This is a genomic window from Gemmata sp., from assembly GCF_051859125.1.
Taxonomy (GTDB): domain Bacteria; phylum Planctomycetota; class Planctomycetia; order Gemmatales; family Gemmataceae; genus Gemmata.
The window spans coordinates 1-20,961 of sequence record NZ_JBHYGG010000309.1; the positions used below are offsets into that span (position 1 = coordinate 1).

18 protein-coding genes are annotated in these 20,961 nt (G+C 70.3%); 16 read left to right on the forward strand and 2 right to left on the reverse strand.

The window, feature by feature from the left end:
- Positions 1-49: 49 nt before the first annotated feature.
- Complete coding sequence (locus ACTIGN_RS33335) at positions 50-1,120, reverse strand: mandelate racemase/muconate lactonizing enzyme family protein (RefSeq protein ID WP_439632139.1); 1,071 nt, start codon at positions 1,118-1,120, stop codon at positions 50-52.
- A gap of 142 nt (positions 1,121-1,262) precedes the next feature.
- On the opposite strand from ACTIGN_RS33335, the gene ACTIGN_RS33340 reads away from it, so the two are divergent.
- From ACTIGN_RS33340 to ACTIGN_RS33375, 8 genes are all read left to right on the forward strand, one after another.
- Entirely contained in the window at positions 1,263-2,327 is a 1,065-nt protein-coding gene (locus ACTIGN_RS33340; protein WP_439632141.1) for a D-alanine--D-alanine ligase family protein, read from the forward strand.
- 303 nt (positions 2,328-2,630) lie between these two features.
- On the forward strand, positions 2,631-2,996 hold the full coding sequence (locus ACTIGN_RS33345) for an STAS domain-containing protein (protein ID WP_144954821.1): 366 nt from the start codon (positions 2,631-2,633) through the stop codon (positions 2,994-2,996).
- Between the two features lie 76 nt (positions 2,997-3,072).
- Positions 3,073-3,504 (forward strand): ATP-binding protein, encoded by a 432-nt coding sequence (locus ACTIGN_RS33350; protein WP_439632143.1) that lies wholly within the window; start codon positions 3,073-3,075, stop codon positions 3,502-3,504.
- Between the two features lie 24 nt (positions 3,505-3,528).
- Positions 3,529-3,888, forward strand: a complete 360-nt coding sequence (locus ACTIGN_RS33355) for a hypothetical protein (RefSeq protein ID WP_439632145.1) — start codon at positions 3,529-3,531, stop codon at positions 3,886-3,888.
- A gap of 305 nt (positions 3,889-4,193) precedes the next feature.
- The gene (locus ACTIGN_RS33360; RefSeq protein WP_439632147.1) at positions 4,194-4,436 is read left to right on the forward strand and encodes a hypothetical protein; all 243 of its coding nucleotides are present in this window, start codon (positions 4,194-4,196) and stop codon (positions 4,434-4,436) included.
- Positions 4,437-4,454: 18 nt separating this feature from the next.
- Positions 4,455-4,814 (forward strand): tetratricopeptide repeat protein, encoded by a 360-nt coding sequence (locus tag ACTIGN_RS33365; RefSeq protein WP_439632149.1) that lies wholly within the window; start codon positions 4,455-4,457, stop codon positions 4,812-4,814.
- Between the two features lie 234 nt (positions 4,815-5,048).
- Positions 5,049-7,565 carry a DNA mismatch repair protein MutS gene (gene mutS / locus ACTIGN_RS33370; protein WP_439632191.1) on the forward strand — a complete coding sequence of 839 codons (2,517 nt, stop codon included), beginning with the start codon at positions 5,049-5,051 and terminating at the stop codon, positions 7,563-7,565.
- A gap of 188 nt (positions 7,566-7,753) precedes the next feature.
- Positions 7,754-9,523 (forward strand): DUF885 domain-containing protein, encoded by a 1,770-nt coding sequence (locus ACTIGN_RS33375; protein WP_439632151.1) that lies wholly within the window; start codon positions 7,754-7,756, stop codon positions 9,521-9,523.
- Positions 9,524-10,015: 492 nt separating this feature from the next.
- Here ACTIGN_RS33375 and ACTIGN_RS33380 read toward each other — a convergent pair whose 3' ends face one another.
- Positions 10,016-10,597 carry a GNAT family N-acetyltransferase gene (locus tag ACTIGN_RS33380; RefSeq protein ID WP_439632153.1) on the reverse strand — a complete coding sequence of 194 codons (582 nt, stop codon included), beginning with the start codon at positions 10,595-10,597 and terminating at the stop codon, positions 10,016-10,018.
- A 227-nt stretch (positions 10,598-10,824) separates the two neighbouring features.
- Between ACTIGN_RS33380 and ACTIGN_RS33385 the strand changes: the two genes are divergently transcribed.
- From ACTIGN_RS33385 to ACTIGN_RS33420, 8 genes are all read left to right on the forward strand, one after another.
- Positions 10,825-11,961, forward strand: coding sequence for an ABC transporter permease (locus ACTIGN_RS33385; RefSeq protein WP_439632155.1), 1,137 nt, complete (start codon positions 10,825-10,827; stop codon positions 11,959-11,961).
- Between the two features lie 123 nt (positions 11,962-12,084).
- The gene (locus ACTIGN_RS33390) at positions 12,085-13,158 is read left to right on the forward strand and encodes an HlyD family secretion protein (protein WP_439632157.1); all 1,074 of its coding nucleotides are present in this window, start codon (positions 12,085-12,087) and stop codon (positions 13,156-13,158) included.
- 279 nt (positions 13,159-13,437) lie between these two features.
- Positions 13,438-16,374 (forward strand): calcium-translocating P-type ATPase, PMCA-type, encoded by a 2,937-nt coding sequence (locus ACTIGN_RS33395; RefSeq protein WP_439632159.1) that lies wholly within the window; start codon positions 13,438-13,440, stop codon positions 16,372-16,374.
- Between the two features lie 301 nt (positions 16,375-16,675).
- Positions 16,676-17,464, forward strand: coding sequence for a hypothetical protein (locus ACTIGN_RS33400; RefSeq protein WP_439632161.1), 789 nt, complete (start codon positions 16,676-16,678; stop codon positions 17,462-17,464).
- Between the two features lie 38 nt (positions 17,465-17,502).
- Complete coding sequence (locus tag ACTIGN_RS33405; RefSeq protein ID WP_439632163.1) at positions 17,503-18,417, forward strand: SAF domain-containing protein; 915 nt, start codon at positions 17,503-17,505, stop codon at positions 18,415-18,417.
- A 129-nt stretch (positions 18,418-18,546) separates the two neighbouring features.
- Positions 18,547-19,629: a DUF1207 domain-containing protein gene (locus ACTIGN_RS33410; RefSeq protein ID WP_439632165.1), complete on the forward strand. Its 1,083-nt coding sequence runs from the start codon at positions 18,547-18,549 to the stop codon at positions 19,627-19,629.
- Between the two features lie 142 nt (positions 19,630-19,771).
- A complete protein-coding gene (locus tag ACTIGN_RS33415; RefSeq protein WP_439632167.1) occupies positions 19,772-20,395 on the forward strand; it encodes a superoxide dismutase in 624 nt (207 codons plus the stop codon).
- A gap of 263 nt (positions 20,396-20,658) precedes the next feature.
- Positions 20,659-20,904, forward strand: coding sequence for a hypothetical protein (locus ACTIGN_RS33420; protein WP_439632169.1), 246 nt, complete (start codon positions 20,659-20,661; stop codon positions 20,902-20,904).
- Positions 20,905-20,961 lie beyond the last annotated feature (57 nt).

Below are 20,961 nucleotides of genomic sequence, written 5' to 3' on the forward strand. Positions count from 1 at the left end.
CGGCCGCGCTTCACCATCACCAAACCCGTTCCCGTTCCGTCACCGCTTCTCACTTCAGCGTCAGCCCGAGGCCGGGTTCGGTGCCCGGGACGAGCTTGCCGGATTCGACCTTCGGGCCGCCGGTAAACACGTCCCTCAGCCACGACACCGAGTCGACGTGCGTGACCACGCCGAGGCCGCACGCGAGGTGGACGCCGACCTCCGGCATCCGCACCGGGCACACCGCCACCTGGAACGCCTCAGCGACCGCCGCGACCTTCAGCAGCGGGGTGATGCCCCCGAGCCGGCACACGTCGGGGCGGACCGTGCGGACGTGGCCGGTGCGGATCACCCGGAAGAACGCCTCGCGCGAGCCGAACCCGCTGCCGACCGCGAGCGGCGTCTCCATCAGCCCCGCGAGCTTCGCGTACCCGACCTCGTCGGCCGCCGGGATCGGGTCCTCGAACCAGTCGATGCCGATGTCCTCGAAGAAGTGGGCGAGCGCCTGCGCCGTGCCCAGGTCGAACGCCCCGTTGGCCGCGACGCCGACCCAGGCGTCGTCCCCGAGGCCGTCCGAGATTTCCCGCACCCGCTCGGCGTCGGCCTGCACGTTCGCGCCGCCGATCTCGATGCGGACGCCGGTCGCGCCCTGCTTCATCAGCGGCTTCGCGGCCTTCAGCACCTCCGCCGCGTCGCGGCCGCACAGGTCCAGGTCCGACACGAAGAACGGGGCCGCCTCGCGGGCCGCGCCGAGGAGCCGGTACAGCGGCACGCCGGCGGCCTTCGCCTTCAGGTCCCAGAGCGCGACGTCAACGGCCGAGTACGCCCGCGCCGCGAGCCCGGCGAACCCGGTCGCCCGGAAGTGCGCCTCGGCCCTCGCGAACAGCTTGTCGGTGTCCCGCGGGTCCTCGCCGACGACGAGCGGCGCGAGGTCGGCGTCGACGAGCGCCCGGACCGCGGCCGCGCCCGGCCCGAGGAGGTGGGTGAACCCGACCCCGGAGAGCCCGGCGTCGGTTTCGACGCGGACCAGGACGACGTCCGCCCCGGCGGGGCCGGTCGGCTTCGGGTCGGTGAGCGGGACGCGCGTCGGCTTGCCGAACGGCACCCGGACGAGATCGGTGGTGAGTGCGGTGACCTTCATGGGGATAAATTACGGACGCCCCCCGCGGTTCGCACGGTTTCCCGGAATCGGTCTTGGGTTTTCCCCACTCAGATCCGATAACCGGTGAATGCCCGCGACCCGGGCGGAGGTATCACGAGTGTCGAGAGCGCCGAGCCGCAGCATGTCCAAGCCCCCCGTTCTCGTCCTGTTCAACCGCCCGGTGCTCCCGCCGAACCACCCGGAGGCGGGGTCGGAGTACGACATCCTCGACACCGTGGCCGACACGGTGAAGGTCCTGAAGGCGGCCGGGTTCGGGGTCCGCGAGCTGGGCGTCGCGCACGACCCGCGGCCGCTGCTCGACGAGCTGCGGGACCACCCGCCCCTGGCCGTGTTCAACCTGTTCGAGGGGCTCGCCACCCACCCGGCGACCGAGGTGTCGGTCGCGGCGCTGTTGGAGTGGGTGAACGTGCCGTTCACCGGGTGCCGGTCGGCGGCGCTGTCGCTCGGGCGGGACAAGGTGCGGGTGAAGCACCTGCTCGCGGCGGCCCGGATCTCGACCCCGCCCTACATGGTGGTCGACGGGCCCGGCCCGGTGCCCGCGTGGCGGGGCGGGTGGCCGGCGATCGTGAAGCCGGCGAACCAGGACGCGAGCATCGGCATCGACCAGGGGAGCGTGGTCAGCACCCGCGAGGAGCTGCTCGCCCGCGTCGAGTTCGTGCTGGCCAAGCACGGCGGGCCTGTGCTGGTCGAGCGGTTCGTGACCGGCCGGGAGCTGCTCGTCCACGTGTTCGAGGACGGCCCCGACCGCACCGTGACCGTGCTCCCGCCGGCCGAGATCGCGTACACCGGCACCCGCGCCAGCCGGTGGCCCGTGTACACGTTCACCGCGAAGTGGGACGAGGCCAGCGACGAGTACAAGACGGCCCCGGTGATCGCGCCGGTGGCGGTCCCCGAGGACGTGTTCGAGCGGCTCCGGGACACCGCGGCCCGCGGGTTCGCCGCCCTGGGGTGCCACGACTACGCCCGGCTCGACCTGCGGATGGACGCCGACGGCGAGTTCCACGTCCTGGAGATCAACCCGAACCCGTACCTGAACAGCGTGGCGCTGGTGCGGGGGCTGGAGGCGGTCGGGCGGAGCCACGAGTGGTTCATCGTGACGCTGACGCTCAACGCGATCGCCCGCGGGGGCGGCACGGTCCCGGCCGGTGCGGTGACCGTACCAATGAACGTCGTGAGCGGGGGGTAAGGGCCGCGGGCGGCGGCGGCTCGTTCTGGGTCCGGTGGCACGGGCCTCTGGCCCGTGTGAGGGCGAACATGGGTCGGCGGATCGTTGCCACTGGAACGAACCCCGCCGTCCGACCGTTTTCACCGGCCCGCGCACTGGCGGGCGGGCCGGTCCGGTGATAAAATGCGGCGTGCCCCCCCTTGACAGGTCGGGGCGTACCCAGAATGATTTTCGGTACCCGCTCGGTCACGGCTCCCGGACTCCCAGTCCGTTCGGGTCCAGAGCTTCTGTCGCGAACACCCCGGGCTCGGGGAAGGTGTAGGTATGTCGTCTCAACCCGCCCGCCGGCGTCGGCTCGAGGTCGAGGACATCGGGGATATCGCGGTCGTCAACTTCGTCGACAAGAAGATCCTCGACGAGCAGAACATCCAGATGATCGGCGACGACCTGTTCCGGCTCGTCGACGAACTGGGCCGCCGCAAGGTGCTGCTGAACTTCGCCAACGTCGAGTTCATGTCGAGCGCCGCGCTGGGCAAGCTCATCACGCTGCACCGGAAGCTCCAGGCGGTCCAGGGCAAGTTGGTCCTCACTAACATCGCCAAGGACATCCTCGACGTGTTCAAGATCACCAAGCTCGACCGCATCCTGACCATCGCCCCCGACGAGCAGGCCGGCCTGCAGATGTTCTGACCGGTCCCGGCCCGGGCCGGGGCCGCACCCCGGGCCGCACCCCCCCTCCGACCCCGGCACCCCGCGGCGCGTCACCATGGGCCCCGAGCACACCGCCGAAGTCACCATCGCCAGCGATCTCGCCGAGGCCCGCCGCATCCAGGAGGAGATCGAGGCCGCGCTCCAGTCGTCGGCCTACTCCGAGCGGGACATCTTCTCGATCAAGCTCGCCCTCGAAGAGGCGCTCGTCAACGCCATCAAGCACGGCAACCAGATGGACCCCGACAAGCGGGTGTCCGTCGCGTACCGCATCTCCCCCCGCCGGTTCGAGATCCAGGTGACCGACGAGGGCGACGGGTTCAACCCCGAGGACGTGCCCGACCCGACCGCCATCGAGAACCTCGAGCGCCCGTGCGGCCGCGGCCTACTCCTCATGCGCGGGTTCATGACCGAGGTCGCGTACCACGGCAAGGGCAACGTCGTCAGCATGCTCCTCGACAAGGACCGCCAGGAAGCCGCCGCCGAGTAGTTCCGGGTTCGGCAGAGGGCAGGGGTGGACCTCCAGCTACACTTCGGGACAGACGTGGTCGGCATCGCCGAGGGCGCGGTTTATTCGGACCGAACTTGGTACGCCGTGTTCCGCCCGGCACCCGACATGCCGCAACGGGTCCGCAAGTACGTCGCCTTCTGCGAGGAGTGGCACGAGCGACTGCGGGCCGAACGCCCCCACAGCGCAGATGAGTTCGAGGCGTGGGCCGATGTATATGCGTCGCCGGGATGGCGGGCGGGCAGCGCCGACGGGCGGGTGCGGGTGGTCGAGGGGCCGGTGTTCATCAAGGGCGAGGTTACCTGGAGCGGGCTGCCAGACGTGGCACAGGACTCGGCCCGCGGTGTTGGTTTCACCGACTCATAGCTGTCTAGGACCACCGGACAGAACACGATGTAGGGCCGGCTGTGCCGGCCGTAACCAGATCCCTTTGCAGTGCTTCGGCCGGCACAGTCGGCCCTACTACTGCGTTTCTCCCGTTAGTCCAAAGGCACGCCCCCCTGCGGCAGCAGACGGCGACCTCCGTGTCGGTTCGCGCAGATCATTTCTGAGTTCGGCGGGCCGAGCGTAATAACGAGAGCAGGCCGACGAACACCTTCTGCGGGGGCCATCCGCAACGGTGCCGCACCGTCAAGTGAACTGAGCGGGCGGGCGCCTCAAAGGAGGCAGTGATGGGCTTACTCGCGTGGGTCGCGCTGTTCCTCGCGTGCTCGCTGTTCTGGGGCTGGCTGGTGTTCGGGGGCGGGGCCGACTGGCTCGAGGGCTCGTTCCTGGCCGGACTGGTCGTCCACGTCCGGGCGACGGCATGGACCGCTGAAGGGATCAAGGCGTTCGCCGTACTGATGTGGCTCTGTCAAGCGATCTGGTTCGTCATCGGCCTGTTCAGCCGAGAGGCGCGACTGGTCGGCCTGTAACAGGGCGGGGAGGTGCGTATGTGGACCCTCTGTGCGGCGCTGCTGCCAGAACTGGAACTCCTCGATCTGGCCGCGGCACAGGTTCTCGCCACCTCCGGCGTTCCGCGCGAGTTGCGCGACGCCCTGGCATCTCTGACCGCCGCGGTCGAGGCGAACCCGGCGGACGCAGAAGCCCGGTTCCGCCGCGGGGCGGTTTGGCAGGCGTTGGGTCGGCCGGCGGAGGCGGTGGCCGACCTACGCGAGGCGGTGCGGTTGGTGCCCGGTCACGCCCGAGCCTGGCTCCTGTTGTCGGAGGTCTTGCCGGCCCTGGACGAACACGAGGCCGGGCGCGACGCCCGGACCCGCGCCGTGCGGCTCGATCCGACCCTCCTCCGCTGAGGGGCGGATGTTGGCAGTCTTGGCGAGCGGGGGACGTGAGTCCCCCGGTAGAACCATCACTCGCCGTTTACCGGGGGACTCACGTCCCCCGCTCGCCTCAATCCAAAGACACACCCGCGGGCTTCTTTCATTCCCCTCCCGCCCGCGAACCGATACAGTCTGGTTGAGCGCCGGCGCGTTCCCAACGTTGAACCTCGAACGCGAAACTCGAAACTGGGCGTAGCCATGACCCGCATGATGCAGCAGTACCACGACGCGAAGGCCGCGCACCCGGGCATGCTGGTCCTGTTCCGCAACGGCGAGTTCTACGAGCTGTTCGAGGACGACGCGGTCCTCGCCAACCGGGTGCTCGGGCTCACCCTCACCAAGCGCGACGGCACGATCCCGATGGCCGGCGTGCCGGTCGTGAAGGTCGAGCACTACCTCGGGCTCCTGCTCCGGGCCGGGCACCGGGTCGCCGTGTGCGAGCAGATGGAGGAGCCGGACCCGAAGAAGAAGATCATCCACCGCGAGGTGAACCGGATCGTCACCCCGGGCACCGTGACCGACGACAGCCTCCTCGACCCGCGCGCCCCGAACCACCTCGTCGCCGTCGTGCCGGGGAAGGGGAACACGTTCGGCGTCGCGTGGGCCGACCTCTCGACCGGCAGCTTCACCGCCGCCGACGTGCCCGGCCCGCGGCTGCCCGACGAACTCGCCCGCCTCAACGCCGCCGAGTGCCTGATCGCCGAACACGCGGCGGCCGCCGTCACCCTCGCCGCCGGCGTCCACCTGCCGAAGAGCCGCACCGCCCGCCCCGACTGGACGTTCGACCCGTCGACCGCGACCGCCGCGCTGCGGACGCACTTCCAGGTCGGCACGATGACCGGGTTCGGGTTCGAGGACGAGCAGCCGTGCGTCACCGCCGCCGGGGCCGTCATCATCTACTTGCAGGAGACGCTCAAGGCGAGCCTCGCCCACATCCGCAGGCTGAAGCCGCACCGTCCCGAGGCGACGCTCGCGCTCGACGAGGTCACGCGCCGCAGCCTCGAACTCACGCGGACCCTGCGCGACAACCAGCGCGACGGCTCGCTGCTGTCGGTCCTCGACCGCACCGTCACGCCGATGGGCGCGCGGCTCCTCCACGACAGCGTGCTGTCACCGCTCACGGACCCCGTCGCGATCGACGCGCGCCTTGATGCCGTCGAGGAAGTGCTGAGGGATCACAAGCTCCGCGGGCAGCTCCGCGAGCAGCTCGAAGCGTGCGCCGACATCCAGCGGCTCACCACGCGGGTGAGTACGGCCCGTGCGAACCCCAAGGATCTGGCCGCGATCGCCCGCACGCTGCGGATGCTCCCCGCGGTGAAGGCCAAGCTCACCGGCCGCCGCTCGGCGCTGTTGCAAGACCTGGAGAAGCGGCTCGAACTGTGCCCGGACATCCGCGAGTTGCTCGACAAGGCGCTGACCGACGACCCGCCGTACGTCGCGAAGGACGGCGGGGTGATCCGCCCCGGGTACAACGCGGAACTCGACGAACTCCGCACGCTCATGACCGAGGGGAAGAACTGGATCGCCCGGTACCAGGCGCAGGAGATCACCCGCACCGGGATCGCGAGCCTGAAGATCAACTACAACCAGGTGGCCGGGTACTACATCGAGGTGACGCACGCGAACGCCTCGAAGGTGCCGCCCGACTACGTCCGCAAGGGGACGCTCAAGAACGCCGAGCGGTACATCACGCCGGTGCTCAAGGAGTACGAGGAGCAGGTCCTCAGCGCCGACGACAAGAGCAAGGCGCTCGAGCTGCAACTGTTCCTCGCGATCCGCGACCAGGTCGCCGCCCAGACGCCGCGCCTGTTGAACGCCGCCGACGTGCTGGCCGCGGCCGACTTCCTCGCGTCGCTCGCCGAACTCGCCGCCGACCGCAACTACGTCCGCCCGGTGCTGTCGCCGGACCCGGTCCTCGACGTCCGCGGCGGCCGGCACCCGGTCCTCGACCAGATCCTGCCCCCGGGCACGTTCGTCCCGAACGATACCGCGTTCGGCCCCGACGCCGGCACGTTCTGGCTCATCACCGGGCCGAACATGGCCGGCAAGTCGACGTTCATCCGGCAGGTCGCGCTGCTCACGCTGATGGCGCACGTCGGCAGCTTCGTGCCCGCGAAGGCCGCGACCATCGGGATGACGGACCGCATCTTCACCCGGGTCGGCGCGAGCGACGAACTCGGCCGCGGGCAGTCGACGTTCATGGTCGAGATGACCGAGGCGGCGAACATCCTGAACAACGCGACCCCGCGGAGCCTCGTGATCCTCGACGAGATCGGCCGCGGCACCAGCACCTACGACGGCGTGTCGCTCGCGTGGGCGATCACCGAGTTCCTGCACGACGCGGTCGGGTGCCGGGCGCTGTTCGCGACCCACTACCACGAGTTGGCGCAGCTCTCGGAGTCGCTCCCGAAGTTGCGGAACTACAACGTGCAGGTGCAGGAACTCGACAACGAGGTGATCTTCCTGCACAAGATCGCGCCGGGGAACGCGGACAAGAGCTACGGCATCCACGTCGCCAAGCTGGCCGGGGTGCCGGACGCGGTGCTGAAGCGGGCGACCGCGGTGCTCGACACACTGGAGTCGCGGCACGAACTGCCGACCCCGCAGCGCGAGGACGTGAAGGGGAACGTGGTGCTGCCGCCCGAGGCCGCGCCGCGGCGCCGGCACAAGCTGAAGCCGCAGATCACCGGCCCGACGCTGTTCGGCGACGCCGACGCGGGGTGAGGTGCCGCGTGCCGGGGGAGCGGGCACCGCCGGCCCCCTGGCCCGAAGCGCGATGCACCCCGTCGCCACCAGCAACCGGGAGCCGGTCACCGTCCCCCTGCGGGACCGGCTACGAATCACTCCGAACCCGGGGCGCTGTCCCGGGCGATGTTGTCACGGCCCTCCGGGCTGAAGATTCAGGAACCCCCATGCTTCGCACCGCGACCCCCGTTCTGCTCCTCGGAGCCGCACTGATGGCGCTCCCCGACCCCACGCCGGCCGCGCAGCAGAAGCCGCCCGAGCCGGTCAAGGAGGACGAGGTCCTCAAGAAGCTGTTCCTGGCGTGGCTCGCCGAGGAGTTCGAGGCGCACCCGCTGTACGCCACGCAGCAGGGGAACCACGAGTACGACGACCGCATCGACGACCTGTCGCCCGCGGCCCGTGCGAAGGACCTCGACCGCACCCGCACCTGGCTCGCCCGGCTCCCGAAGTCGCTCGAACGCGACGAACTCAGCCGCGGCGCGCAGATCGACCTCGACATCTGGACCCACAGCCTGAACTACGCCGTGTGGTCGGCCGAGAACGACAACCGGTTCACGTTCGACCCCCGGGTGTACGGCGAGTACGTCTCCGACGGCGTGTTCCTCCTGCTCACGCAGTCGACCCTCCCCCGCGAGCGGAACGTCGCCAACGCGGCGAAGCGGGTCGCGCAGGTCCCGAAGGTGCTCGCGGCGGCGAAGGCGAGCCTCAAGAACCCGCCGAAGGAGCTCACGCAGGTCGCCATCAAGCGGAACCTCGGGGCGATCGCGTTCTTCGAGAAGGAGATCTACACCGTCGCCGGCGAGACCCCGGGCAGCGAGCCGCTCGCGGCCCCGTGCCGGGCCGCGGTCACGGCGCTGCGGAACTACCAGACGTACCTCGAAACGGAGCTGCTGCCCAAGTCGAACGGCGAGTGGCGGCTGGGCAAGGAGAAGTTCGGCAAGAAGCTCGAACTCGAACTCGACGCCGGGCTGACCGCCGACCAGGTGCTCAAGCTCGCCGAGGACGAGGCCGACCGCGTCGAGCGCGAGATGTGGTACGTCGCCAAGCAGCTCTGGGCGAGGGTGTTCCCCGGCAAGCCGGTGCCGCCCGACGACGCGACCGGCCGCCGCGCCGCGATCCAGGCCGTACTCGACGAACTCGGCAAGGACCACGGCAAGCCCGGGGACCTGGTCTCCGACGCCCGCAAGACGGTGGCGAACATCAAGGCGTTCATCCGCGACAAAAAGATCCTCACGCTCCCCGACCCGGACACGTGCAAGATCGTGGAGATGCCCGAGTTCCAGCGCGGGTTCTCGCTCGCGTACCTGAACCCGGCCCCGCCGCTCGACCCGAAGGCCGACAGTTACTACGCCATCGCCCCGCCCCCGGCCGACTGGGGGGCCGAGCGGGTCGAGGCGCTGCTCCGCGAGTACAACGCGGCGATGCTCCAGGTGCTCACCATCCACGAGGCGTACCCGGGGCACTACGTCCAGCTCGCGTACTCGAACCGGAACCCGTCGCTGGTGCGGAAGGTGCTCTCGTCCGGCACGTTCGCCGAGGGGTGGGCGGTGTACACCGAGCAGATGATGCTCGACCAGGGGTACGGCGGCGGCGACCTCTCGCTGCGGCTGCACCAGCTGAAGTTCTACCAGCGGGCGGTGCTCAACGCGATCCTCGACCACAAGATGCACTGCACCCAGCTCGGCGACACCGAGGCGAAGAAGATGCTGATGGAGCGCGGGTTCCAGACCGAGGCCGAGGCGCTCGGGAAGGTGTCGCGGGCCAAGCAGAGCAGCACGCAGCTCTCGACGTACTTCGTGGGCCGCACCGCGTTCTACAAGCTCCGGCAGGAGGTGTCGCGCGCCCGCGGCGACAAGTTCGACCTGGGCAAGTTCCACGAGGCGGTGCTGAGTCACGGCACCTTGCCGGTCCGCTACCTGCCCGAACTGGTGAAGTGACACCGAGCCGTGTGGATCATCTGATCCGAGCCCGAGCGCCGAGCGAGGGGCGAACGTGGACTGGTCCGAGCCCGAGGGGCGAGCGAGGGTTCACGCTCGCCCCTCGCTCGGCGCTCGGGCTCGGACCAGATGTTTCACGTGCGGATTGTCGTCGGCTACTGCGTCAGAGACTCCGGAACCATCGCGCCGAAGTGTACTTTTGTTCATGTATGGCGTGAGTGTGGCTAAAATTCGCGCCGGGGAGTATTTGTCGCATCATTCCGGCGCAAGCGCCACGCAATAATTCGTCCGTAATCGACTACCTCCAAACAGCTTCGGTACTCTATGACGATCATTATTACGGACATGTGAAATGGTTCCGGAGGAGGGGTGTCAGAGTCGTCCGGAATCATTTTTAACGGCACGGACGCCGCCGGGTCTGGTAGTTGCGAACGGGAGCCGGTCGCACCCCGGCCGGCTCACGAAGTGACCGCGGATCAGTCGGGCGTGGTGTCACGCCCCCCGGGTCAACTCGCCGACGGCCCACTCGGCGCGGAGCAGCGAGAACATCATCACGTCCTCGAACCGCGAGCGCCGCAGGAGCGAGGCCCGGAGCGTGCCCTCGTACCGGAAGTTGAGCTTCTCCAGCACCCGCACGCTGGCGAAGTTCCCGGCGATCACCCGGGCCTGCATCCGCTCGGGCTGGTAGCTCTTGAAGGCGTGCCGCAGCACGGCGGCGCTCGCCTCGGCGGCGTACCCGCGGCCCCAGAACGGCTCCGCGACCCAGTACCCGAGTTCCATCGTCTGGTGCGGCTCGGCGGCCCAGAAGCACCCGCACGCGCCGACCGGCTCGGTGCCCGGCCGCACGGTGATCGCGTACGGCTCGGCCATCCCCTCGCGGTACCGGAGCCGGGCATAGTCGCGGACGAACGCGACGGTCTCGCCGACGGTCCGGTGGTGGTCCCAGAGCGTGAACCGAGTGACGTTCGGGTTCCGGGCGTGCTCGAACAGGGGCCGGGCGTCGTCGTCCGTGAACGGGCGCAGGGCGAGCCGGGGCGTGGTGAGGGTCGGCGGTCTCCAGTCGGGCGGCATCATGAGCGCCTCGCCGTTTCGCGTCCGGGTGCGTGCGGGGGTAACACGGGAACGGGGCGACCTGTTTCTGACGCGCACCCCGCAATCATCCGCCGCGGCGGGCCGCCGGTCAACCGCGGGTGCGGCCGGCGGTACCGCCTTTGGCGGTTCGCGCGGCGGGGCGGCGGCGATTCGCGGGTTCCCCCGGGGCCGGTGTTGGCCCGGCCCCCGCGGCCTGAGACAATGGGCCCGTGGGCTACTCCCTCTCAACCATCTGGTACGAGCGGCAGCGGTTCCTCCCGGCGATCCTCGCGGTCGCGTTCTCGGCGGTGCTCATCACCGTCCAGGGGGGGCTGGTGCTCGGGCTCATTTCCATGATGTCGCTCCCCGTGGACCGCGCCACGGCCGACCTGTGGGTCGGGTTCCCCGGGGTCCGCAGCGTGGACCTGGGCCGGCCGATCCCCGAGCGGTGGGTGGTCCGGGTCGCGTCGCAGCCCGAGGTCGAGCGGGTCGAGCCGGCCGTCGTCGGGTTCGCCCTGTGGACCCGCCCCGGGGCCACCGCCCAGAACACCGTGTCGGAAGTGTGCACCGTCGTCGGGAGCCGGCTCGACGCGAACTCGCTGGCCGCGGCCGAGGCCGTGCGGACCGACCCGGACCTGCTCGCCAAGCTGTCGGTCCTCGGGGCGGTCGCGGTGGACGAGTCGGAACTGGGCCGGCTCGGCATCACCGGCGTGGGCGACGTGGTCGAGATCTTCGGGAACCGGTTCCGGGTGGTCGGGCTGGTGGCGGGGTACAAGAGCCTGGGCGGGCCGTACGTGTTCTGCTCGTTCGACACGGCCCGGCTGGCGCTGGGGTACCGGACCGACGAGGTGACGTACTTCGTCGCCCGGACCGCGTCCCCGGCGGCGGCGGCCGCCGTGGCCGAGCGGATGGCGAGCTACCCGCAACTGACCGCCATCACCTCGGCCGACTTCTCGCTCCGGTCGCGGATGCACTGGCTGTTCACGACCAAGGCCGGCATCACCGTCGGGTTCACGGCGCTGCTCGGGCTCCTCGTCGGCGGGGTGGTGACGAGCCAGACGCTGTACGCGGCGACCGCGGCCAGCCAGCGGGAGTTCTCGACGCTCCGGGCGATGGGCATCCCGCGGTGGCGGCTCAAGGCGAGCGTGGTGCTGCAGTCGTTCTGGGTCGGGCTGTTCGGCATCCTGGTCGCCGCGCCGATCGTGGTGCTGATGGCCGAGGCCGCCGGCGCGCTGGGCACGGCCGTCCGCCTGCACCCGCTGATCCTGACCGCGTCGGCGACCATCACGATGCTGATGTCGCTCGGCTCGGGGCTCGCGGCCCTGCGGTCGTTCCAGAACGTGGACCCGGCGCACAACCTGCGGTGAGCGCGACGCCGAGGTGGTCCGAGCGGCGGCTGACTTGATAGTGGCACAGGCCTCTGGCCTGTGAAGGCGCTCACAGGCCAGAGGCCTGTGCCACCGGACCGAGGTTGATCCCGGGAGGCTCCCATGACCGAGACCGAGGCCCCGGAGCGCCGCTACCCCGGCGTCGGCGTCGTGCTGCTGTTCCTGCTCGTCGTGGCGTCCATCGCGGGCGTGACGTGGTGGCAGAACCAGCGGAAGGCCGACCACCCGCCCGGGGGCGCGACCGCGCTCGCGGACCTCGACGTCGTGTGCCTCGGCCGCGTGGACGGGCTCGACCGCACCACCGACCTCGACGCCCGCATCCCCGGGCGGGTCGTCGCGGTGCTCGCGGCCGAGGGGCAGCACGTCGGGGCGAACGAGCCCCTCCTGCGGCTCGACGACGCGCAGTTGAAGCTCAAGGAGGAAGAGGCGCTGAGTGCGGTCAAGGCCGCCGACATCGAGGTCGACGCCGCGACGCTCGAACAGAAGCAGCTCCCGATCCGCCGGGCCGCGCAGGAGGCCGCGGTCGCCGCCGCCGCCGACCGCGTCGCCGTCGCCCGCCGCGTGTACGACGAGAAGAAGATGGCCAAGACGTTCGGCACGGTCACCGCCGTGGAACTGATCGTCGCCGAGTCCGAGGTGAAGCAGCTCGAACAGCTCGAAGGGGTCGAGAAGTCGCGGCTGGAGGAGCTGAAGCTCGCCGACCCGTCGCTCAAGGTCCGCGGGGCCGCGGTGAAGCGGGCCGCGGCCGACATCGCACTGCGGCAGGCCCGCAAGGCGCTCGAGGACTGCGTGCTGCTGGCCCCGACCGCGGGCACCGTGTTGCGGGTGCAGACGTCGGTGGGCAGGGCCGTCGCGCCGGGCACGCCGCTGCCGGCGATCGTGTTCCGGCCCGACGCGCCGCTCGTCGTGTGGGCCGAGTTGGAGCAGGAGTTCCTCGGCCGGGTGAAGGTCGGGATGAGGGCGACGATCCGCGACGACGCCCGGTCCGACTCGCCGACGTGGACCGGGAAGGTGCTGCGGGTCGGCCACGTCATCGCGCGGAAGCGGTCGCTGCTGCTGGAGCCCGGCGAGGTGAACGACGTCCGCACCGTCGAGTGCGTCGTCGGCATCGACGGCGACACGACGTCCCTGCTCGTCGGCCAGCGGATGCGGGTCCGCCTCGGCCGCGGGGAGTGATGCCGTCGGCCGGAGAGGGTAGAGGAGTGTTTCGCAGTCCCGGAGGGACGACCGACGGTAGCCGGGGGTGGAACGAGTCTCCGAGCGCAACCCCTGGTCCCCGGCCCCGGACCAGGGGTTTGCTCGCACAGCGAGCCGCACCCCTGGCTGCCCTCGGTCGCCGCTCCGCGGCTCCATCACGGCCCCCTCCGTCCCCGCGCCAGTGTCCATCTGCGCAGTCTGCGGATTAATACACTTCTCTCTGCCGCCGCCGCCCGACTCCCGGAGTTGACCACCCGCATGGCCGCACCCGCACCCCCTCCGACCACGCTGCCGTTCCCGGGCCTGTCGCCCGCCGAGGTCGAGAAGAGCCGCGCGACCCACGGCGCGAACGTGCTCACCCCGCCCGAGCGCGACCCGTGGTGGAAGCAGTGGCTGTCGAAGTTCGAAGACCCCGTCATCCGCATCCTCATCATCGCGGCCGCGATCCAGATCGCCGTCGGCGCGTACAAGGGCGAGTACATCGAGGGGCTCGCGATCGTCGTCGCGATCCTCCTCGCCACCACCCTCGCGTTCCTCAACGAGTTCAAGGCGAACCGCGAGTTCGACATCCTCAACCAGGTGAACGACGACACCCCGGTGAAGGCGGTCCGCGGCGGCGCGTACACCACGGTCCCGCGGCGCGACGTGGTCGTCGGCGACGTGCTCCTCATCGAGACCGGCGAGGAGACCCCGTGCGACGGCGAGGTGGTCGAGGCCGTGTCGCTGCTCGTGGACGAGTCGAAGCTCACCGGCGAGTCGGTCCCCGTCACCAAGCGGCCGGCGAAGCACGCGGCCGACCACGCGGGCAAGGAGCACGCCTACCCGCCGCACCGCGTCACCCGCGGGTCGATGGTCGCCGACGGGCACGGCACCGTGGTCGTGACGGCCGTGGGCGACGGCACCGAGATCGGCAAGACCGCCCGCGCCGCCGCCGAGGACTCGGGCGAGACGACCCCGCTGAACGAGCAGCTCGAGCGGCTCAGCAAGATCATCGGCATCGTCGGCCTCGGCATCGCCGCCGCGACGTTCTTCGCGCTGGTGCTGCGGGGGGCCGCCAACGGCGAGATCGCGCTCCGCGGCGACCAGTGGGCGTTCGTCGCGGTCCTGTTCGCGGGCCTGGGCGTCGCGCTGGTCCGGGTGTGGCTGAAGATCATGTGGGAGGGCGTGCTGGCGTGTGTCCGCAGCCGGGACCTCGACCCGCCCGGGTGGCTCGCCGAGGACACCGTGGGCCGCTGGGGGCAGGCGCTCGGGGCCGGGGCCATCGTGTTCGCCGGCGGGCTCGGGCTCGGGTACGTCATGGGGTGGATCCCGCACGCGCCGGCCGACTGGCTCCCGACCGCCGCGGGCACCGCGATCCTGAACTACTTCATGATCGCGGTCGTCATCATCGTCGTCGCCGTGCCCGAGGGGCTCGCGATGAGCGTGACCCTGAGCCTCGCGTACAGCATGCGGAAGATGACCGCGCAGAACACGCTCGTGCGGAAGATGCACGCGTGCGAGACGATCGGGGCCGCGACCGTCATCTGCTCCGACAAGACCGGCACGCTCACGCTCAACCAGATGACCGTCGCCGAGGTCCGCATCCCGACGTTCCCCGCCGGCACCCCGGCGCTGCCGCCGCTGGTGGTCGATGCGTTCGCGGTGAACACCACGGCGCAACTCTCGCGCGAGGGCGGCGTGGTGAAGCCGCTCGGCAACCCGACCGAGGGCGCGCTGCTCCTGTGGCTCGACGTGCAGGGCGTGAACTACCTCGCGGCCCGCACCCTGTTCGCGGTCGGGAACCAGCTCCCGTTCTCGACCGAGCGGAAGTTCATGGCGACCGCCGGGACCGACGCGACCGGCCGGAAGGTGCTGCACGTCAAGGGCGCGCCCGAGATCGTGATGGACCGGTGCGACACGGTGCTGACGCCCGCCGGCGTGGTGCCGTTCACCGCCGACGACAAGGCGAGCGCGCTGGCGGGGCTCGCCGAACTCCAGGGCCGCGCGATGCGGACCATCGGCCTGGCGTACCGCGAGGTGCCCGACCCGACCGCCGACCCCGTGTCGCTCGCGACCGGCCTCACGTGGCTCGGGTACGCGGGGATCGTGGACCCGGTCCGCCCCGAGGTGCCCGCGGCGGTGGCCGCGTGCCGCCGGGCCGGGATCGGCGTCAAGATCGTGACCGGCGACACCCCGAACACGGCCCGCGAGATCGGCCGGCAGATCGGGCTGATCGGCGACGCGCCGGAGGAGGGCTCGGAACTCACCGGCCCGCAGTTCGGCGCGATGAGCGACGCGGAGGCGGCCGCGGCCGTTCACAAGTTGAAGATCCTCGCTCGCGCCCGGCCGATGGACAAGCTCCGGCTGGTGCGGCTGCTCCAGGACCAGCGCGAGGTGGTCGCGGTAACCGGCGACGGCACCAACGACGCCCCGGCGCTGAACTACGCGAAGGTCGGCCTGGCGATGGGCAAGACCGGCACCGCGGTGGCGAAGGAGGCGGCCGACATCGTGCTCCTCGACGACTCGTTCGGGAGCATCGTGAACGCGGTCCGGTGGGGCCGGGCGCTGTACGAGAACATCCAGCGGTTCATCGTGTTCCAGCTCACCATCAACGTCGTCGCGCTCGGCATCGCGCTGCTCGGGCCGTTCGTCGGCGTCAACATGCCGCTGACCGTCATGCAGATGCTCTGGGTGAACCTCATCATGGACACGTTCGCGGCGCTGGCGCTGGCGACCGAGGCGCCGTACGCGGGGGTGCTGGACCGCAAGCCGCGGCACCCGGACGCCTTCATCGTGACCCCGCACATGGCGCGGCTGGTGTTCGGCGTCGGCGGGGTGTTCCTGGGGCTGCTGATCGGGCTGCTGTTCGCGCTGCCGGGGATGCGCGACCCGAACTCGCCGGACTACCTGCACTCGCTGACGACGTTCTTCTCGGCGTTCGTGCTGTTGCAGTTCTGGAACCTGTTCAACGCGCGGTGCCTGGGCACGAACCGGTCGGCGCTCGTCGGGCTGTTCCAGAACAAGGCGTTCCTGCTCATCGCCGCGGTGATCCTCGTCGGACAGGTCGCGCTGGTGCAGTTCGGAGGCGACGTGTTCCGCACGACCCCGCTGAGCGTGCTCGACTGGGCGGTCATCATCCTGGGCACGTCGCCGGTGCTGATCGCGGGCGAGGTGCTGCGGTGGCGGTCGCGTGTGGCCGCGAGTGCGACGGCGTAGTCGAATCCTATCAGCCGCGGAGCGGCGACCGACGGTAGCCAGGGGTGGAGCGAGTCTTCGAGCTCAACCCCTGGTCCCCGGCGCAATAGGAACGCAGCCCCGGAGGGGCGACAGGCACCCTCGCATGGCCCCGGACCAGGGGTTTGCTCGCACAGCGAGCCGCACCCCTGGCTACCCTCGGTCGCCGCTCCGCGGCTGCATTCGTATTCACACCCCACGCTCGCCCAGGAACGCTACGCCGACACTCAACTGCCTGTATGATGGCGGCTCACCTCTCCCTTGTCCGCGACGGAGGCCCGCAATGTCCGCGTCGTGCTGTGGGTCCGCTCGCAAGACCGCCGCGCTCGTCGTGCTGGCCGTCGCGCTGGGCGTGCTAGTCCCCGCCGTCGTTGTTCTGGGGGTGAAGGCGACCCGCGAGCCGCCCCCGGCCCCGCCGCAGATCGAGGCGGTTGACGTCGTGGTGGCAACCGCGGAACTCCGGGTCGGGACGGTGTTCCGCTCCGGCAACGTGGAGCAACTCACGGCGGTCAAGGCCATGCCGGTAGCGTCCCTGCCAGAAGGCACAACGCTCGTCGCGAGTCGGGCCGAGTTGGTCGACAAGCGCCTGACGCGGGCCGCGCACCGCGGGGAGTGGCTTGTCCCCTCCGACCTCAAAACAGAGCCGAGAGTATTTTTTGGGGGCGACGACATCATGTCGCTCCCCGTACCCACCAAGGCTGCTGTCGCGGAGGGGGTCCGTCCCGGCTCACGAGTCGATTTCATCGCCAGTTACTCGGAATGGACCGAGCGTCACGTGTTCACACTGGTGACGGATGTCCACGCACTCGCCATCGACGGGGTTCAGGAGCTCCCTCTCCGCATTGACCTGACGCAAGACCGTTCGATGCTCTCATTCCCCGTGAACCAGAAGCAGGCCCTACTCGTCGCCCTCGCGCACCAACTGAACTGCGACTTCACTGTCGTCCTGCATCGCCCCGGCGATCAGCAATCGGCGCGGGACTATGACGCGACGTTGGCCCGGTTGAAGGAGTTGAAGAGGCGGCAGGACGCCGAGCCGGAAGTTGCCCCGTTCCCGCGGGCCGTTCCGTGAGCTAGAATCGCGTATCGCACTCACCGGAGACCGGCACGATGTCCGCCCCTCCCAGCGGGTTCCTCGCACGGAACCCGGTCGCCCTCGCCGTCGCGTTCGTCCTCGCGGGGGCGGCCGCCGCCTGCGCCGTCGAGGTGTTCGCACCCGGCACGCCCCGCGGCGGCAAGACCGTTGAAGTTGTCGTGGCCGCCCGCGACCTCCAACTCGGTACGCCCTTCACCCGCGACAACATCGACGCCCTCACGACCACCGCCCGGGTTCCGAAGGCCGACGTGCCGAAAGACGCGGTGCGGAGCAAGAAGGAGTTGCTCGACAAGCGGCTGTACCGCCCGGCCCGTCGGGGCGAACCGTTCGCGGCCGCCGACGTGAAGCCCGCGGCTCACGTCGCCCTCGCGCCGGGAATGGAGGTCGTCACCGTGCCCGTGTCGGACGGGCTCCAGAACGCGTTCGTCGGCCCCGGGTGCCGCGTCGACCTCATCGCGATCCACATCGACGGCTCGCGGCGCGAGGTGTTCACGCTCCTGCCGGACGTTCACGTCCTCGAAGCGGCCCCGGCGACCGCGGGCAAGACCGCGTTCTCGTTCGCGGTGGACGCGAAGCACGCGGCGCTCGTGTCGCACGCGGGCAAGGCGAACTGCTCGCTCGAAGTGATGCTGCGGCACCCCGACGCGCCGAAGCGGTACTTCGAGTACGACGCGACGCTGGCCCGCGTCCGCGACCTGGTGAAGACCGACCCGAAGCCGCACCCGACCGAACTCGCGGTGGCCCCGGTCCCGCACCTCAAGCCGGCCCCCGTGCCGGTTGTTGAGGTCGCGGTCGCCCCGGTCCCGCACGTCAGGCCGGCTCCCAAGCCGGTTGTGGAAGTCGACGTTGCACCCGCCCCGCGGGTGAGCGTAATACCCGCACGGTCGGCTCTCCCGGTTGCCCCGCCGCCGCACGCGAAGGGGCGGTAACTTGTCGCGGTTCTGCCGGTTCTTCCCTCAAGCCACGCTGCGTTCAGTGCCGATACTCCCCGATACCGTGAAGTCCTAGCACGCCCGGCCCGGGGAGCGGCGTTGATCGCACGAACTCCTCTCGCTCGCGTGCGGTGGCTGATTGCCGCGGCGGTCACCGTTCTTGCGATCAACCCGGCCGCTGCACAGGTTCAGGGCTACCCAGTCGATTCCGCGGCCGAACTCGCGCCACAGGCACCGACAGCCCAGCCGCGGGCCGGGCGGTTGCTCGCGCCGGTCGCCGCCGACGCTACCCGCACCAGCTTCCGCCAGCCGCCGCCCGATCTCGGTGGCCTCGTTCCCGAGGTCGGGCCGCCGCCGGGGTTCCAGCCGCCCCCGCCCGTCATTCCCGGCGTGCCCCCGGCCCCGCAGCGCGGCGAAGACCCGTTCCGGGTCGAGACCCGCGACGGCGGCATCTACACCGGCCTGCCACGGACCCTACTGTGGGAGCCGCCGAAGGCGATGCCGCGCGAGCCGCGGTTCCTGGTCATGCCGACCACGCTGTCGAACGGGACCACGCAGCAGACCATCGACACGTCGATCGGCACGACGATCGGGCTGCTCCGCAGCGAGCCGGCGGGGTGGAAGACCGCGGTGCAGGCCGACTTCTTCGCTGTCGTCACGTCGCGGTTCTCGCAGCGCGACTTCCTCGTGGACACCGACTACCGGTTCGGGTTCCCGGTCACGTTCGCCCGCGGCCCGTGGCAGTGGAAGGTCGGGTACGAGCACCTCAGCTCGCACCTCGGCGACGAGATCCAGCAGCGCACCGGGCAGCAGCCGATCGACTACGTCAAGGACGAGATCGTGTTCGGCGTGGGCCGGTTCCTGTTCGACAACCGGTGGCGGGTGTACGGCGAGGTCGCGTGGGCGGCGTACGAGAACATCCCCGGCGACCCGTCCCCGTTCCGGTTCGACGTCGGCACCGAGTGGGTCCGCCGGCGCTGCACAGGGCCCACGGGCCAGCCGTTCGTGGCGACGAACTCGCGGTTCGACGGCTCGACCGGGTACGACCTCGACTTCTCACTGCAGGTCGGGTGGATCTGGCGGGACGGCACGCGGCGGTTCGGCGAGGCCCGGGTGTTCGGGCAGTACTACTCGGGGCACGCGCCGTACGGCCAGTTCTACACGACCCGCGAGAGCTGGTTCGGCGTCGGCGTCGCGTTCGACTACTGACGCCGCCCATCGGGCCGGCCGATCACCGGCCTTGCCGGTTCCGGGCCGCGGCCCCGCCCCGCGGCGCTCTCCTCGCTACACTAATGAGCGTCCGGCGGCGGGCGCCCGCGGCCCGCACCTTCCCCCAACAGGAGTCTCGCACATGCCGCACACCCTTCCGGCCCTGCCCTACGCCTTCGACGCGCTCGAACCGCACATCGACGCGAAGACGATGGAGATCCACTCCCAGAAGCACCACAAGGCCTACGTCGACAACCTCAACAAGGCGCTCGAGTCGGCCCCGGACGTCGCGAACCTCGACATCGTCGCGCTGCTCCGGGACGTCAGCAAGGTGCCGGCGGCGGTGAAGCAGGCGGTCATCAACAACGGCGGCGGGCACCACAACCACGCGCTGTTCTGGGAGATCATGGGGCCGAACGGCGGCGGCGAGCCGACCGGGGCCGTCGCGGACGCCATCAAGGAGGCGTTCGGCGACTTCGCCAAGCTCAAGGACACGGTGAAGAACAACGGCCTGACGCAGTTCGGCAGCGGGTGGAGCTGGGTCGTGTACAACCCGACCTCGGGCAAGCTCGAGGCGGTCAAGAAGCCGAACCAGGACAGCCCGCTGATGGACGGCCTCGTGCCGGTGCTCGGCGTCGACGTGTGGGAGCACGCCTACTACCTGAAGTACCAGAACCTCCGCGCCGCGTACCTCGACGCGTGGTGGAACACGGTGAACTGGAAGGCCGTCGAGGCCAAGTTCGCCGCCGCCAAGGCCGGCAAGTGACGCGAAGAGTGAGCCACGGATGAAACACGGATCAGAGAGAAGAGAGCCGCACGAACAAAAACCCGATCACGCACGATGAAGACCGAGGACCGGGTTTGAAATCACTGTTCTGTTCGGATCGTGACTTCATCTCTTTGATCGTGCAGCTCCGGGCACCTGTCGGATCCGTGTCCATCCGTGGCTCGAATCTCGTCTTGCACCCCCGCCCGGCGGCCGGTATCAGCCGGCCGCTTCCACTACTAACTCGGGCGGCGGGGTCGGCCATGCGGGACGCGCTGCGGGCGGTATGTCTGTTTACGGGGATGGTGGTGCTGTGCCTCGGCTGTGCCAAGGACAAGTACCAGATGCAACCCAAGGTGTCCGAGGCGTACACCGAGCCGCCCAACGAGGCCCGGTACAACGAGCCGGACAAGGCCGGGTACCGCAAGCCGCTCGCCCCGGCCAAGGAAGAAAAGGCGACGCTACTCGGCGGCAGCCGGCCCGGCACGGGCGGCCCCGGCGGGTTCTGACGGTCCCGCGGGTCGCACGGGCGGGGCGGCCGGATCGGTTCGGGCTGCCGTGCCGGT

Excerpts from the sequence above, each read along its gene's own strand:
- ACTIGN_RS33335 (WP_439632139.1), bottom strand. The coding sequence starts at position 1,120 with ATGAAGGTCACCGCACTCACCACCGATCTCGTCCGGGTGCCGTTCGGC.
- ACTIGN_RS33340 (WP_439632141.1), top strand. The coding sequence starts at position 1,263 with ATGTCCAAGCCCCCCGTTCTCGTCCTGTTCAACCGCCCGGTGCTCCCG.
- ACTIGN_RS33345 (WP_144954821.1), top strand. The coding sequence starts at position 2,631 with ATGTCGTCTCAACCCGCCCGCCGGCGTCGGCTCGAGGTCGAGGACATC.
- ACTIGN_RS33350 (WP_439632143.1), top strand. The coding sequence starts at position 3,073 with ATGGGCCCCGAGCACACCGCCGAAGTCACCATCGCCAGCGATCTCGCC.
- ACTIGN_RS33360 (WP_439632147.1), top strand. The coding sequence starts at position 4,194 with ATGGGCTTACTCGCGTGGGTCGCGCTGTTCCTCGCGTGCTCGCTGTTC.
- ACTIGN_RS33365 (WP_439632149.1), top strand. The coding sequence starts at position 4,455 with ATGTGGACCCTCTGTGCGGCGCTGCTGCCAGAACTGGAACTCCTCGAT.
- mutS (WP_439632191.1), top strand. The coding sequence starts at position 5,049 with ATGATGCAGCAGTACCACGACGCGAAGGCCGCGCACCCGGGCATGCTG.
- ACTIGN_RS33375 (WP_439632151.1), top strand. The coding sequence starts at position 7,754 with ATGCTTCGCACCGCGACCCCCGTTCTGCTCCTCGGAGCCGCACTGATG.
- ACTIGN_RS33380 (WP_439632153.1), bottom strand. The coding sequence starts at position 10,597 with ATGATGCCGCCCGACTGGAGACCGCCGACCCTCACCACGCCCCGGCTC.
- ACTIGN_RS33390 (WP_439632157.1), top strand. The coding sequence starts at position 12,085 with ATGACCGAGACCGAGGCCCCGGAGCGCCGCTACCCCGGCGTCGGCGTC.
- ACTIGN_RS33395 (WP_439632159.1), top strand. The coding sequence starts at position 13,438 with ATGGCCGCACCCGCACCCCCTCCGACCACGCTGCCGTTCCCGGGCCTG.
- ACTIGN_RS33400 (WP_439632161.1), top strand. The coding sequence starts at position 16,676 with ATGTCCGCGTCGTGCTGTGGGTCCGCTCGCAAGACCGCCGCGCTCGTC.
- ACTIGN_RS33405 (WP_439632163.1), top strand. The coding sequence starts at position 17,503 with ATGTCCGCCCCTCCCAGCGGGTTCCTCGCACGGAACCCGGTCGCCCTC.
- ACTIGN_RS33415 (WP_439632167.1), top strand. The coding sequence starts at position 19,772 with ATGCCGCACACCCTTCCGGCCCTGCCCTACGCCTTCGACGCGCTCGAA.
- ACTIGN_RS33420 (WP_439632169.1), top strand. The coding sequence starts at position 20,659 with ATGCGGGACGCGCTGCGGGCGGTATGTCTGTTTACGGGGATGGTGGTG.